This window comes from Vibrio diazotrophicus (genome assembly GCF_038452265.1).
Taxonomy (GTDB): Bacteria; Pseudomonadota; Gammaproteobacteria; order Enterobacterales; family Vibrionaceae; genus Vibrio; species Vibrio diazotrophicus.
Window position 1 is genome coordinate 1,445,110 of the sequence record NZ_CP151843.1, and the last position, 14,269, is coordinate 1,459,378.

Sequence of the window (14,269 nt, forward strand, 5' to 3'; positions counted from 1 at the left end):
CGAGAGAGCGAACTCTTGGGCTTTTTTATAGTTTTTCTCTATCGAACCAATAGGATTAATCGAGCATCTATTAGTTTTTGTATCTGTTAAATTTTGTCCGTTGTTAGGTCGTTAGGGCATGAATATGCGTTCTTTTTCAATTACAAACTTAGTTCGGGGAAATGCGTTTATAGCCGTTGCTGCTATTGTCGCGTTGTCCCTATATCTGTTACTTACTCTGACTCGCGTGCAGTCTCAATTTGGTAACGTCGTTGACCGGAATGTCAGTTTGATGACGACAGTTTCTGATCTTCGTTATTACACCGTGACATATCGTCGTTTCGCATTGGATTACGGTTTGACGTCTGATGAACAGCAGCATAGGAAGATTGTTCAAACCATCTCGCTCAATGACAAGAAAGTTAATGATTCCTTTAAACGCATGAAAGCTCTCGCCGATACCAGCGATATTCAGGCCGCAGTGTACGATTTCGAGCGCCGCATTGATGAATACAGAGCAATGCAACAGAATTACATTCGCTTGATAGACCAAGGCCATGTAGATGAAGCAAGACGAGAAATGTTGGGTCCAATGCTTGCTCCGTTTAATGCCATTGTGGATCGCTTAACTCAGTTACAAAACGATTTGGAACAAGAAGCGAACTTGATTAAGCAGAACAAACAAGCAGACATCGAACATGCTCTTCAGTGGTCAGTGATAGCAGCCAGTGTTGTGGTTATCTTACTGATGGCATTTAGCTACTACACAGCGAAACGAGTTTTGAACCCACTCAGTCGTCTAAAAGCACACATGTCTGTTGTGGGTCAAGGTCAGCTGCATGCGTCGTTGGCAAAGAACGATTTTCATAATGATGAGTTTGGCCAAGCTGCAACTGCATTTAACAGCATGCAACAGAACCTGCTTAATCTCATCATTGCAGTGAAAGAAAGTGTTCACTCGCTGGATTTAGTGTCTGAAGAGTTAGCGGCGAAAGTGGCTCATACTCAGCAAAGTGTCGATGCTCAGAAAATCGAGATTGATCAGATCGTCGCTGCATCTCAAGAGCTTACTGAGAACACACAATTTATCGACCAAGTCACACAGCAAGCATCAGAAAAGAGTGGAATGGCGAAACAACAGGCGCAAATTGGTGAAAAGAGCATCGTGAATTCCATCTCGCGCACTGAGAATATGTCGCTCTTGATTGGTCAAACCGGTGAAGTCATTGAAGGGCTTTATCGTGGCAGCTTTGATATCAGTGTGATTTCCGATGTGATTAGCAATATTACCAAGCAAACCAACCTACTTGCTTTGAACGCGGCGATTGAAGCGGCTCGAGCGGGTGAGAGTGGTCGAGGTTTTGCGGTGGTGGCTGATCAGGTTCGAGAACTCGCACAGCAAACGCAAAGTTCTATTGATGAAATTGGTGGCATTATTGGCAATTTGCAGTCTCAAGCCACCAGTGCACAACAATTAATGAGTCAATGCCAAGAACAAATCGGCGTGAGCTTACAGCAAGTGACGGAGGCCGGTGAGTCTTACCATGCCATCGTCAGTGCTGCAGAGGAGATTGCTAATATGGACAGCCAGATCGAAAGGCTTTCACAAGATCAGCAGTTGCTATCGGTGAATGTGAACAACAGTGTTCAAGCGATCAGCCAGTCTTCTTTGGATATTGAGAATATCGCAAGCGACACCACTAAGACTTACCATGCGGTACAAGCTCAAACAGAACATTTAAAACAGTACATAGGAGCTTTTAGCGTCTAAATCAGTTTCGTTCCAAACCTGCACTTTTCCCGAATAAGAGTAAACTTGCCTAATCATTCCGCTTTTATTCGGGCTTTTTTTTGTGCGAACTTATTGTGACGAATAAAGTGATCAATTTGTTCTGCAACTTTCGAGCTATAAATCATACTGGTATGAGTATTCCGCATCAGATGGTGCGCCGTCATTCCTGCAATTTTGGTTTCATCTACCGTAACTGTGCCATCCGAATGTGTGTCTTTTCCCATCAAAATAGAGCGTACTCCCAGCGGAACAGTACCCGCTAAGCTGCCCAGTTTTTGTGGAAACTCCCACTTGTCTTCGTGCTTTTGCAGGCCGAATTTCGCGGAATTCCCCAGCAACACCCCTAAGCCCATTTGTTGAATTTTGCCAACAATCGAAGCGCCGTTAATCGGAGAACCCAACGCAACAACATGCGAAATGGTATCTACATCCGGTTTACGTGAAGCGAGATAGCGTTTAATCACCACGCCACCCAAACTGTGTCCAACCAGAACATTCACTTGTTTGTGATCGAGCGCTTTATCAATCGCTGGAAACACCTTGCGTTCATCAATAGCAACCGAGTTGTAACTCACCACTTCGGTATCGTAGCCCAGTTTTTCAAGACGTTGGCTGAGCGGCAACATCGCAATTCCGTGCATGTACAGCCCGTGAAGAATGATCACTTTCATACGGTATCTCTGGGTTCTTTAGGTGAACAGGTAATAATGCAATGGAGTTAATATAACGATGCTTGAACTCCTGTCAAAGCCTTGAGTTGCCTTATCGGGAAATACACCTGATATATTGCTGCTAAATATAATTAATGAAGATTAGTGATTAATATAATAATTGTAATGAGAATTAAACTCAGTTAGATTCGCAAGCTTTCCATAATAAAAACAACTTTGAACACAACTCTATGAAGGCTCAATTTAACTATTCTTCTCTTTTTTTAGCGATTCTGGCAGGTGTTTCTTCACCAGCATTTTCCGCCAGTGAAAGTTCACAAAATATCGTTTCCGAGGATGCTGAAACGGTCACCGTTTATGGTCGAGCTCTTTCTTTATACCGTTCTCAAGAAACGAGTTTAGCCACCAAAACACCGACAGCGATTGACGACACACCTCAGTCGATCCAAGTACTTCCCCAGCAATTAATCGAGGACCAAGGCGCGCGCCAAATTACTGATCTGTACCGCTCAATCAGCGGTGTAAGCCAATACTCATATTCAGGAGTAACGTTCAGAGGCTTTCGTCAGGATCAAATTCTTTATGATGGTGTACGAGGTGACCCGTTCAACGGATTCTCGATCCCGCAGCTTTTCAATATTGAGCAAGTGGAAGTGTTGAAAGGCCCTTCGTCAGCAGTGATGGGAAGTGGAGAGCCTGGTGGCGTGATTAACTATGTCACCAAAAAGCCAACCTATGAGCCTCATCGACGTATTTCAATGACAGCGGGAAACCAAGACTTTTTCAGTGGCAGTGTCGAGCTTTCAGGTCCTGCGAATGAAGATGAGACTCAACGGTACCGTGTCGCAGTTTATCAGGATCACGAGAATCCATCTCGCAACAACACCGATGTTCGCAATCGAATCATCGACCTTGGTTATGCGTGGGATTTAGGTGATACCACAACTGTGACTACTCAGTTTACTGACATCATTCAGCATTATGGTGGTGCTCGTTTACGCGGTATTCCAACCGATGATGAAGGCAATTTTCTTGCAGATATTAACTGGAACGCTAACGAGGCTTCTGACTACCAAGATCTCGAAGCTCAGGTTTACCAGATTAAAGTGGAACATGACTTTAATGCGTGGTTAAGAGGCGACGTTACTGCACGTTATTACGAGAACAAAGAGACGCAGAAATACCATGAACCAATGGGTTTGAAAGATACCAATGGTGATGGTGTTTATGACTGGAGTAAGCGCCAGTACCGTGACCAAGTTCGTGAGAATAAAGCCGGCTCACTCTCTGCAAACTTAGTCGCTGAGTTAGGGGAGCACACGCTACTGTTTGGTAGCGATTACTACCGACTCAATGAAGACTATGTCTATAACGTAGACAAAAGTGTGGCAGGTCTAAGCCTAGTTGATCCGGAATACGGTGCAGATTCTTCCGCTTACACCTTAACGTTATCTAAACAGACGAACTCTAGTTCCGAGCGCTACGGTGTATATATTCAGGATCAATGGAATATTACCGAGCGTTGGAATGTACTTTCTGGAGTTCGTGTCGACGGGTTCAAAGACAAAGTTAATGACCTTGTAAAAAACACTATCAGCGAATATCAGGGTTCTGGGCTGTCATATCGTCTTGGCTCGACTTATCAAATCAATTCGAACTTGCACCCTTATGCTGTGGTTGCGACAGGTTTTGTTCCGCAGGATGCCTCTGATCAAGCTGAGTCAAATGGCGGTCCGTTCGATCCTGAAGAGAGCGTGATGTACGAAACCGGTGTACGCAGTTACTGGTTTGATAATGCTCTCAACGTGAATCTGGCTCTTTATCACATGGTGAAAGAGAATATTTTGCAAACTGATCCCGATGACGACACTCGCTTGGTTTCCTACGGCAAAGTGCGCAGTCAGGGTGTTGAAGTGGATATGCTGGCGGATATAACCGAGAACTGGACGGCAAATCTGAGCTATGCCTACAACGATACACGAGTGAAACAAGCTTACGATGGCATTACCAACAGTGTTGGCACTCGCTTTGCGAATGCTCCGCATCACCAGTTGGGGTTATGGACTCGCTATGATATCGCTGCACTGAATTCATCTGTGGGGTTTGGCGCTGATCATGTGAGCGAGCAGTACAACCAGAGCGGTCAGATTGTAAAAGCCTACACAGTGTTTGATGCGTCATGGCAAACACGCTGGCAGCAGTGGCAGTTCCAGCTCAATGTGAAAAATCTGTTCGATAAAGAGTACGCGGTGAGTGGCTTTATCGATCGAACCGGACATTTCCCAGGTGAGCAGCGCCGTATTTATCTGACGGCTAATTACGAGTTTTAATCTTTGAGAGTCTTGCAGTGCGAGGCTCTTTGTTGTTTTCTGAAAAGGTATTAGTGATGAAATGGTCTTCTTGGCTTAAACATAGTGCTGTAGTGGTTAGTTATTGTTTGAGCTTCTTTGCTTCTGCTGTCACCGTTACGGACAGCCACGGTGAATTCTCAATTCAGTCAACGCCACAAAGAATTGTGGCACTTGAGTTCTCATTTGTTGATGCGCTGGTGGCTGTTGATGTAAGCCCAGTGGGTATTGCTGATGATAACGATCCAAGCCGATTGCTCCCTGCAGTCAGCGAGAAGCTGGGTGAATGGAAATCGGTAGGTACACGATCTCAACCAAGTTTAGAAGTGATTGCATCCCTCAAACCTGATCTGATCATTGCTGACGTAGACCGACACTCAGCGGTGTATAACGACCTAATGAAAATTGCGCCGACACTTCTGCTTCCTTCGCGCCGCGAGACCTATCAAGACAACCTAAAATCCGCGGCGATTATCGGTAAAGTGATAGGTAAAGAAGCTGAGATGACACAACGTTTGCAGCAGCATACACAATTGATGCAGGGCTATGCAAAGCAGTTACACGGACTTGAGCATCAAACGGTACAGTTTGGTGTTGCACGCGAGAATGATTTCTTTGCACACTCATCGGAGTCTTACGCTGGTGGTGTGATTCAAGCGCTAGGGTTGAGTTCTCCAAAAGGGTTAAAGAATGAAAATGCTTCTCGCCAAATCAGCCTTGAACAGTTGCTGGCACTTAACCCAAATTATCTGATTGTTGGTGATTACACTCAAAACAGCATCGTAAAACAGTGGCAGAAGCAGCCTTTGTGGAATGTGCTTAATGCTGTAAAAGCCAAACAAGTCTTCCATGTTGATGGAAATATGTGGGCGCGTTGCCGAGGCATTCTCGCTGCGGAATACATGGCAGCAGACTTGTTAAAGCTGGTTAAGTCTTAATGTATTTGGATATCAAAACGGTGAACGTGGTTACAGCTCTTATTGTTAGCCTGTTACTGGTCACTTGGTTCGGTCTGTTTAGTTACTCTGCTGTGCCTGTGTCAGCATTGGATGCGATTGTTGGTATTTGGTCTCCAAGTTCTGATGTGATTGCTCATGTCATCGTGCAGGACATTCGGCTCCCTCGTGTACTTGAAGCTGCTCTAGTTGGAGCGAGTCTTTCCTGTGCTGGTGCGTTAATGCAAGGTTTAACCCGTAATCCGTTAGCATCGCCAAGCGTATTTGGTGTCAATGCTGGTGCCGCGTTAGGAATCGCATTGGCGACGACGATCTTCTCTTCTAACATTATTTCAAGCCCGATCGCCGCGATGATTGGCGGCTTTGTCGCTTGGGTTCTTGTTATGGTTTTGGGAGGCGCTTGGAAAATGGGTGCGGAGCGAGGGAAACTTGTTCTCGCTGGTATCGCGATCTCTGCGTTATGTGGTGCTTTAACCAAAGCCAGTGTGATTCTAGTTGAGGAACAAGCAGCGAGTGTGATGGTGTGGCTTGCAGGATCATTCGCACATGTTAGTTGGGATACTTGGGCATGGAGCTGGCCTAGCTTATTCTCCGCACTGATATTGAGTTTGCTGCTAGCCCCGAAAGTGAATTTGCTGGCAATGGGTGATGAACGGGTAAAAAGCCTTGGCGTAAACCTGAACTTGCTCAGAGCTGCTATTGCGTTGGCGGTTTTGGTACTAGTGGGCGTAAGCGTGAGCAGTGTTGGAGCCATAGCTTTTGTTGGTCTTATTGTGCCGCATATTGGCCGTCTGTTAGTGGGATATGATTACCGTATATTGCTACCTGTATCCATGTTACTTGGTGCTGTGTTAACCATTGGCGCAGACATTCTTAGCCGCGCTGTGGTATTTCCAACCGAAACTCCAGCTGGAGCCGTATTAGCAATCATCGGTGCGCCGTGTTTCTTGTATTTAGTTAGGCAAAAACGATGACTTCAGTTTTACGTACACAAATCATTCTGCTCGTGTTTGTTGTCATCGCTATTGTGTCGAACTTAAGTTTTGGGGCGGTAAATTTAACTTCCCAACAGGTATGGCAAGGTTTTTTTTCTGGCAGTGAACACTACTTCACCATTCATGAGTATCGTTTTCCGCGAGTTTTAATTGCTGTATTGGTTGGCGCTATGTTGGCAAGTTCAGGGGTGCTCATTCAAGGGGTGATTCGTAACCCACTTGCTTCACCGGACATCTTGGGGGTAAGCCATGGGGCAGGTTTGGGCGCAGTGGTAGTTATGACACTGTTTCCAGCTATTTCTGTTTACTGGCTTCCTTTAGCTGCGCTAATTGGCGGAATAACTTCGGCACTCTTACTTGCGTTAGTGTGCGGCGGAAATGCGGCTCCGGTTCGTTTAGCCATTACTGGCGTAGCACTGGCGGCTTTATACAGCAGTGGTATCGATTTCCTTATCCTCACTCAGCCATTAGAAATCAACAATGCGCTGCTCTGGCTGACAGGCAGTTTATGGGGAAGAAGTTGGACTCAGTTAGCCATGCTATTACCGTGGTTAGTTTTGATACCTGCGGTTTTTTGGCTTAGTCAGGCGTTAAACTTGCTTACATTGGGCGATGAAAGGGCCTGTAACTTGGGTATCTCGGTGCCTTGGGTGAGGGGGCTCGCTTTGTTTGTGGCTGTCATTTGGACTTCAGCTTCAGTCGCTGTTTGTGGGCCAATTAGTTTCCTCGGTTTAGTGGCTCCTCATTTAGCACGTCAGTTAGTGGGTGGGCGTCATCAGGCTTTATTACCCACATCAATGCTGGTTGGGGCTTTTCTACTGCTGGTTGCTGACTTGGTTGCTCGTGTCATTGACCCGCCAATTGAACTTCCAGCGGGTATTATGACTGCGATTATTGGCGCACCCTATTTCTTGTATCTATTGTTCAAAATGAGATAGCTCATGGGTTTAACTACTGAAAATTTAATTGTCGGTTATGGCGGCACACCCATTGTTAAAGGTGTCAATGTCACCGTACCTGAAGGAAAAATTACCGCTCTTTTAGGGCCAAATGGTTGCGGAAAATCGACCTTATTGAAGGCGATATCTCGAATTTTGAAAGTACAAAGCGGCGCAGTTTTGTGGCAGGGAGAAAGGATTGAGCAGATATCTTCTCGTCAACTAGCACAACAATTGGCTCTGTTACCTCAATCTCAAGAACCACCCGAAGGTGTCACTGTCCGAGACGCGGTTTCTTATGGTCGCAGCCCTTATACTGGTTTCTGGGGGCAGCTATCTGCTCATGATAAAGCGATTGTTGAACAATCAATGAAAGCCACTGGCGTTGAGAGTTTTGCAGAACGAGCGGTTACCGATCTTTCCGGAGGCCAAAGACAACGTGTTTGGTTGGCTATGACGTTAGCACAAGACACAGACTACATATTGCTTGATGAGCCAACCACTTATCTCGATATGAACCATCAAGTGGAGTTGATGAAGCTGCTGCGTAAGTTGAATCAGCAAGGAAAAACTATCGTGACGGTGTTGCATGATATCAATCAGGCTTGTCGCTATTGCGACCATTTAATTGTGATGCAGGAAGGGCAGGTGATCAGCGAAGGGGCTCCGGATGTTGTACTTACGTCTGAGTTGCTTGCAAAAGTATTCGAACTGGATGCGCAAATTCATCCATGTCCGATTACTCAAACTCCTATGTGTATCGTCCGTTAACTCTTTGTTTTAGCATCTCATTATTCGCTTTCCCTGCAAGGAAAGCGAAGCTTCTCAGCCTCTTCGTTTTCACTTCCTTCTTTGGTTATCCTCCCCTTGTTATTTGCCAAAGTATGATGATTTTTTCATCAGTTACGTGTGTTATGAGCACATAACAACAAAAACGATAACAGAGCCAATAACGGAAAGAGAAGATTATGAACCTGAGACAACAACTGCAAAAAGCGTTTGATGAAAGTGGAGAAAACTTGGTGGTAGGTAGTGAACAACTTTGCCCTATTGAACCTTCCGTCCTTGCTGAGATCACCGAAGATTCGCCTCTGGTTGTCAGAGTGATTCGCTCAGGGCTGACCGCAGAAGTTTTCCACCTAAGAATCAATGGTAAAGACTACAACCTGAAAAAGCGCCGCACAGTGGCAAAAGTAGCTAACTTAGACGGTCAGTATTCTTTTCTCAATGAAGTTCAGCGACGTAATGACCTACAAAAACTCAAGCAGCAATCAGATACTGCGCAAAGACTTAGCCATATAGTGCCAACGATCTACGCTAACTACCGTCTAGGAATTATTTTGTCGCCGTGGATTGAAGGGCATCATATTCAGCAACTCACGCCGGATTTGATTCAACAGTTGTTCACCACACTGCAGGCGTGTGAAGAACACGGTTTGATGGAATGGGATCTATGCAGCGGCAACTTGCTGGTGGATCAACATCAACATCAACAGCTTTGGCTGTTCGACTTCGGCTATATGTACTCGTTTGATCCCAAAGCAGACTTCAACAGCAACGGAACCGCCGATCCTTTATTTCATATGGTGGAACGCTTCGAAACGCGTTTCTTTTTTGGCTGGCTGCTGAAAAATGCTTGCTCTTTGGCTGAACAACTGGAGCTGTACCGGACGCTAAAACAAATTGCTGTGGAGGTTTATCAGCAAAAAATCACGTGGCTTAAAGCGCAACAAGCAAAAGTTATGGTGATCAATCACTTTGAAAGTCTTATTGAAAGTTGGCAGAAAGCGTTAACCAGTGATGATGAACTTTTACATCTGTTTCAACTAGAGTCTTTCCGTTCCCATGTGCTTGATATTGATGATGACATCGACGGCCAATCCTGTACCGAATTAACTTTAAAACGCATATCTCTGGTGCTTGATGTTCTGGCGAGCGACTTTGATTATTTGAATAAAAGCGGTGGTTTGTTTTATGGCAACAAAGGCAAATCACAACAAGCGCTCATTGAGCAATATGAGCAGAAACGAGAGTTGGCAGAGGAATATCAGTTGCGATAGCGGAAGGATAGAAAGAGCATTGAATTTTTGCCGAGAGTTGCTAGTCAATCACTAACACTTGCGGCGAGCAATGACGAAAAAATTAAGCCTCCAAATTCCATAGGAGGAACTGGAGGCTTAAGAAACTCAATCTGCGTGCAGTTGGGTTGAAATCTTATTTAGTATAAGACTGAGCGATGTTGTCGATACGCTCATTTGCGCGTGCAGCTTCTTCTTGTGCTGCCATTGCAGAATCAGATGCTGCATTCACTTTTGAAGCTAGAGCAGAGTGCTCGCTCTTAAGTGCTGCAACTTCGTCGTTAAGCTGACTAACTTGGCTGTTTAGCTCGTCCAATTTTGCTGTTGTTGCTTCGTCAGGACCTGATGCACAACCTGCTAGTAATAGTACAGATGACGCTGCTGCCGCGATTAACATCTTGTTCATATGAACTCCTTGATTTTATGTAAATATCAAAACGTCCTATACATTCTTTTCCATATAGTGACGAGTTATAGTGTAGACACTATTTTACGCTTCGCCTAATCAGTAAAAGTCAAAATAACCCAAAATAATGTCAATGAATCAAATGATTGTGTGAATTCTTACTGATAAGAATTACTTTAGCACCAAATTTGACTGTAGTGCATATACTATTTAAGTGTTATGAAGAGAATATTTTCTGTGATCTCTATCTATTAGCGCACTATTCGCGGTATCATACTGCGCTTTGATTTTGACCATTTAGCCACACGTGTTCGGCTACCCCACTGATTTGGAGAATCCTTTGCAGTTTAAAGATTTAGGCTTAGACAATCGCTTATTGAAAAACTTAGCACACTACGATTTCAAACAAGCGACCGAAATCCAGAAGATCGCTATTCCTGTTGCTATTGCAGGAAAAGATGTATTGGCGTCTTCGAAAACTGGTTCCGGTAAAACATTAGCCTTCTTACTTCCTACTCTGCATAAAGCTTTAAAAACAAAGGCTTTTTCAGCAAAAGATCCGCGCGCAGTGATTTTATTGCCAACGCGCGAATTGGCGAAGCAAGTGTATGGTGAATTACGCGTTATGTTGGGTGGTTTGAGCTACACAGGTACGCTTATCACTGGTGGTGAGAACTTTAACGACCAAGTGAAAGCGCTGAGCCGTTACCCTCGATTTATCGTTGCGACTCCGGGCCGTCTTGCGGATCACCTTGAACACCGTTCGTTGTTTTTAGATGGTGTGGATACTCTGATTCTTGATGAAGCAGACCGTATGTTGGATCTGGGTTTTGCCCCTCAACTACGTCACATTCATAAAGCGGCGAAACATCGTCGTCGTCAGACGCTGATGTTCTCTGCAACATTGGATCACGCTGAAGTCAACGATATCGCAGCTGAGATGTTAAATGACCCGCGTCGTATTTCAGTGGGTGTCTCAAACGAGCAGCACAAAGACATTCGTCAACGCTTCTACCTGTGTGATCACCTAGACCACAAAGAAGCGTTACTAGACCGAGTTCTGCACGACGCAGAATATCGTCAGGTTATTATCTTCACGGCAACGCGCGCAGATACCGAACGTTTAACCGATAAGCTTAATGAGATGAAGCTGAAAGCGGTGGCGCTAAGTGGAAGTTTGAACCAAGCGCAACGTAATACCATTATGAGTCAGTTTGAGCGTGCAGTGTTTAAGATTCTGGTGACCACTGATGTTGCATCTCGCGGTCTGGATATTGCCAATGTGACTCACGTTATCAACTTTGATATGCCAAAACACACCGAAGAATACGTTCACCGTGTGGGTCGTACAGGTCGTGCTGGTAACAAAGGGGATGCGGTCTCTTTCGTTGGTCCTAAAGACTGGGATAGCTTCAAACGCGTAGAAGCGTTTTTGCAGCAAGATATTCAATTTGAAGAGTTGGAAGGGTTAACTGGCAAGTTTAAGGGCCTTAAACCTAGACAGCCAGTGCGCAAAGCAAGTGACCAAGCAAACAAGAATGTGAAGTCGCAAGCGAAGAAGGTAGCGAAGAAACCTGTTAAACGCGATAAGAGCTTCTATAAAAACGTCGCTGTGGGTGACAATGTCTTCATTCCGAAGAAGAAAGTTGCCCCTAAAGTAGATGAAGAATAATCCGAAAGATTATCTGCTAGATAAAACAATGCCGCTTAAACAGCGGCATTTTTGTCTGTGTCATATGGTGCTGTTACTACTCTCTATACCTACAAAATCTGCACCTATTAGATTGCGTCTAAGTCTGGTGAGATAAAAAAGTCCTATTCTTAATTTTCCTTAAGCTTTCCTTAAGCTTTCCTTAAGTTTACTTATTTAAGCTCTCTCTATAGCTAGCAGAGAGGGCTTCTTGTATGGCAGATTTCTTTCCATCTCACCCATTTAAGCTTGAGATTATCGACCGCATTCATCCGCAACGTAGTGAGATTGAAAACTACATTGCCCAGCGTTATTCCTTAGCATTTGATGCTCATTTAAATTCCTTTATGCCCACATTTATGGCTTTGATGGAAGGCGAGGAGATTCGTTCACTATGCGGTTTCCGTGTCGCCAGCAACGAATCACTATTTTTGGAACAGTATCTAGATGAACCGGCAGATCAGCTTTTGAACAAAGTGTTCTATCGCTCTCTATCTGATCAATCCACAAATCATCCAGAAGAACACGGTACTCAACCGCGCATAGAGCGTAGCAAGCTTATTGAGTTCGGACAGCTCGCTTCATTTTCGAAAGGCTTTTCTACGCTTCATTTTCTGCTAATGACTCAAAAGCTGGTGGAGAGTGGTTATGAATGGTGCATTTTTACCGCTACTGATCCGCTGTACGCCATGATGTCGCGACTCGGTTTGGAAACCACAGTGCTAGCTGAGGCTGACCCTTCAAGAATTCCCGATGCGACCTACACATGGGGCAACTACTACCAACATCAACCGCGTATTGTTGCGGGTAACCTGAAACAGGGGCTCGCGCATCTTGAGGCTTTGTTTGCTGAAAAGGTGTGTCGTGCACGTGGAGGTGCACTGTGAATATGATTATTGAATCTCTCATCCGACACTCGATTGATACGCCAAACAAAATCGCATTTATTGGCGCTGATGAAGAGATTTCTTATCAAAACTTACTTATCAGAGTGCGTGATGTCGCTGAGTATTTGGTTGAGTATTCACCCAAGTGTATGGCTTTGCGTGCCGAAAATAGCCTCGACTGGGTTATTGCCGATCTTGCTGCGCTGTATGCCGAAATTCCTAATGTTCCAGTCCCGCTATTTTTTACTCCTGAGCAGGTCGATCATATTTTGGCTGAATCTGGCGCGGATTTATTAGTGGGAGAATGGGATGCCTGGGTTGAGAACACAGCCGATAATGCACATTCGCTGGATGCAAGATTGGTGGGACACGCCGAGAATCTAAGTATCTGGAAACGTTCAGTTGAGGACGAAAAACCGCTGCTGACCCATACCGGAAAAATCACGTTTACCTCTGGTTCTACTGGTCACCCGAAAGGGGTGTGTTTGAGCCAGAATCAGCTGTCAAAGGTCAGCCGTGCGCTGGCGGATACCATCGCTACCGAAGTGAAATGTGAAAAACATTTGGTGCTTTTACCGCTATCTACGCTGCTGGAAAATATCACAGGTATCTATGTCCCAATCATTATTGGGGCGACATCTGTCGTGTTGAACGGTGAGGAAGTAGGGCTGAGTGGTTCCAGCAATTTCAACCCTTCTCAATTTGCTTTGGCGTTGGCGAAGTATCTGCCTAACAGCTTAGTGCTGACCCCAGCGCTGTTGATGGCTTTGATAGAAGTCGTAAAAGCAATGCCGGTGTTAGCGAAAAATCTAGAGTTCGTTGCAGTGGGTGGTGCTCGCGTTTCACCACAGCTTTTAGAAATGGCGCACAGCTTAGGTATTCCTGCCTTTGAAGGATACGGTCTTTCTGAAAATGCATCGGTCGTCAGTCTTAATACTCCATCCTCGTATAAAGCTGGGACCAGTGGAAAACCACTGCCACATATAGATGTAAAAGTTTCCAATGACGGTGAAATTTACGTTTCTGGTTGCGTTGCGTTGGGGTATATCGGCCAACCTTTTGAACAGGGTTGGTATGCCACGGGCGATTTAGGGCATCTCGATGAAGATGGCTTCCTTGTTATCAACGGCCGTAAAAAGAACCAAATCATTACCGCATTCGGTCGCAATATTTCACCCGAGTGGGTGGAATCTGAGGCTCAGGCATTTAGGGCGCTGTACGGAATGGTTCTGGTTGGTGACGGCGAAAAATCACTGAGTGCCATCCTAGAAAATCCAAATGTTGAACAAGTGACAGCGGCGCTAAAACAGCTCAATCAACGTCTGCCAGATTACGCTCGTATCCGGACGTTAATCACAGCTCAAGGACTGAATTCGATGGCGGGATTTTACACCAGCAATGGTCGCCCGATTCGCTCCAAGTTTGAACAGTGGATGTTGAGCAAAACCGATGAAGAAGAAGGGCGGATCATTACGCCAATTAACGAATGAACGAAAGTCGCCAATATTTTTGAAGAGAAGAATTACGGA

The 14,269-nt window shown here is 45.1% G+C and carries 12 protein-coding genes; 10 read left to right on the plus strand and 2 right to left on the minus strand.

Annotated elements, in window-relative coordinates:
- The first annotated feature begins 124 nt into the window (after positions 1–124).
- Positions 125–1,750 carry a methyl-accepting chemotaxis protein gene (locus AAGA51_RS21800; protein ID WP_042479699.1) on the plus strand — a complete coding sequence of 542 codons (1,626 nt, stop codon included), beginning with the start codon at positions 125–127 and terminating at the stop codon, positions 1,748–1,750.
- Positions 1,751–1,803: 53 nt separating this feature from the next.
- Here AAGA51_RS21800 and AAGA51_RS21805 read toward each other — a convergent pair whose 3' ends face one another.
- Complete coding sequence (locus tag AAGA51_RS21805) at positions 1,804–2,442, minus strand: lipase family alpha/beta hydrolase (RefSeq protein WP_042479701.1); 639 nt, start codon at positions 2,440–2,442, stop codon at positions 1,804–1,806.
- Positions 2,443–2,672: 230 nt separating this feature from the next.
- Here AAGA51_RS21805 and AAGA51_RS21810 point away from each other — a divergent pair, with 230 nt between their 5' ends.
- The 6 genes from AAGA51_RS21810 to AAGA51_RS21835 all read left to right on the plus strand — a co-directional run bounded on the left by AAGA51_RS21810 (position 2,673) and on the right by AAGA51_RS21835 (position 9,739).
- The gene (locus AAGA51_RS21810) at positions 2,673–4,772 is read left to right on the plus strand and encodes a TonB-dependent siderophore receptor (protein WP_042479702.1); all 2,100 of its coding nucleotides are present in this window, start codon (positions 2,673–2,675) and stop codon (positions 4,770–4,772) included.
- Between the two features lie 56 nt (positions 4,773–4,828).
- Complete coding sequence (locus AAGA51_RS21815) at positions 4,829–5,728, plus strand: Fe(3+) dicitrate ABC transporter substrate-binding protein (RefSeq protein WP_042479704.1); 900 nt, start codon at positions 4,829–4,831, stop codon at positions 5,726–5,728.
- Positions 5,728–6,720, plus strand: a complete 993-nt coding sequence (locus AAGA51_RS21820) for an iron chelate uptake ABC transporter family permease subunit (RefSeq protein WP_042479706.1) — start codon at positions 5,728–5,730, stop codon at positions 6,718–6,720. Before AAGA51_RS21815 ends, AAGA51_RS21820 begins: the two co-directional genes overlap by 1 nt.
- Complete coding sequence (gene fecD / locus AAGA51_RS21825) at positions 6,717–7,679, plus strand: Fe(3+) dicitrate ABC transporter permease subunit FecD (protein ID WP_042479707.1); 963 nt, start codon at positions 6,717–6,719, stop codon at positions 7,677–7,679. Before AAGA51_RS21820 ends, fecD begins: the two co-directional genes overlap by 4 nt.
- A gap of 3 nt (positions 7,680–7,682) precedes the next feature.
- The gene (gene fecE, locus AAGA51_RS21830) at positions 7,683–8,450 is read left to right on the plus strand and encodes a Fe(3+) dicitrate ABC transporter ATP-binding protein FecE (protein WP_042479709.1); all 768 of its coding nucleotides are present in this window, start codon (positions 7,683–7,685) and stop codon (positions 8,448–8,450) included.
- Between the two features lie 197 nt (positions 8,451–8,647).
- Positions 8,648–9,739, plus strand: a complete 1,092-nt coding sequence (locus tag AAGA51_RS21835; protein ID WP_042479711.1) for an AarF/UbiB family protein — start codon at positions 8,648–8,650, stop codon at positions 9,737–9,739.
- A 154-nt stretch (positions 9,740–9,893) separates the two neighbouring features.
- Here AAGA51_RS21835 and AAGA51_RS21840 read toward each other — a convergent pair whose 3' ends face one another.
- Complete coding sequence (locus tag AAGA51_RS21840; RefSeq protein ID WP_042479712.1) at positions 9,894–10,163, minus strand: Lpp/OprI family alanine-zipper lipoprotein; 270 nt, start codon at positions 10,161–10,163, stop codon at positions 9,894–9,896.
- Between the two features lie 340 nt (positions 10,164–10,503).
- On the opposite strand from AAGA51_RS21840, the gene AAGA51_RS21845 reads away from it, so the two are divergent.
- From AAGA51_RS21845 to AAGA51_RS21855, 3 genes are all read left to right on the plus strand, one after another.
- On the plus strand, positions 10,504–11,835 hold the full coding sequence (locus tag AAGA51_RS21845) for a DEAD/DEAH box helicase (protein WP_081878627.1): 1,332 nt from the start codon (positions 10,504–10,506) through the stop codon (positions 11,833–11,835).
- 233 nt (positions 11,836–12,068) lie between these two features.
- Positions 12,069–12,740 (plus strand): thermostable hemolysin, encoded by a 672-nt coding sequence (locus AAGA51_RS21850; RefSeq protein ID WP_042479714.1) that lies wholly within the window; start codon positions 12,069–12,071, stop codon positions 12,738–12,740.
- A 2-nt stretch (positions 12,741–12,742) separates the two neighbouring features.
- Positions 12,743–14,230, plus strand: a complete 1,488-nt coding sequence (locus AAGA51_RS21855) for an AMP-binding protein (protein ID WP_255209345.1) — start codon at positions 12,743–12,745, stop codon at positions 14,228–14,230.
- The last annotated feature ends 39 nt before the right edge of the window (positions 14,231–14,269 follow it).

Bases quoted from the DNA above. Each gene is read 5' to 3' on its own strand.
- AAGA51_RS21855 (WP_255209345.1), top strand. From the start codon at position 12,743: ATGATTATTGAATCTCTCATCCGACACTCGATTGATACGCCAAACAAA.
- fecE (WP_042479709.1), top strand. From the start codon at position 7,683: ATGGGTTTAACTACTGAAAATTTAATTGTCGGTTATGGCGGCACACCC.
- AAGA51_RS21800 (WP_042479699.1), top strand. From the start codon at position 125: ATGCGTTCTTTTTCAATTACAAACTTAGTTCGGGGAAATGCGTTTATA.
- AAGA51_RS21805 (WP_042479701.1), bottom strand. From the start codon at position 2,442: ATGAAAGTGATCATTCTTCACGGGCTGTACATGCACGGAATTGCGATG.
- AAGA51_RS21820 (WP_042479706.1), top strand. From the start codon at position 5,728: ATGTATTTGGATATCAAAACGGTGAACGTGGTTACAGCTCTTATTGTT.
- AAGA51_RS21810 (WP_042479702.1), top strand. From the start codon at position 2,673: ATGAAGGCTCAATTTAACTATTCTTCTCTTTTTTTAGCGATTCTGGCA.
- AAGA51_RS21840 (WP_042479712.1), bottom strand. From the start codon at position 10,163: ATGAACAAGATGTTAATCGCGGCAGCAGCGTCATCTGTACTATTACTA.
- fecD (WP_042479707.1), top strand. From the start codon at position 6,717: ATGACTTCAGTTTTACGTACACAAATCATTCTGCTCGTGTTTGTTGTC.
- AAGA51_RS21850 (WP_042479714.1), top strand. From the start codon at position 12,069: ATGGCAGATTTCTTTCCATCTCACCCATTTAAGCTTGAGATTATCGAC.
- AAGA51_RS21835 (WP_042479711.1), top strand. From the start codon at position 8,648: ATGAACCTGAGACAACAACTGCAAAAAGCGTTTGATGAAAGTGGAGAA.
- AAGA51_RS21815 (WP_042479704.1), top strand. From the start codon at position 4,829: ATGAAATGGTCTTCTTGGCTTAAACATAGTGCTGTAGTGGTTAGTTAT.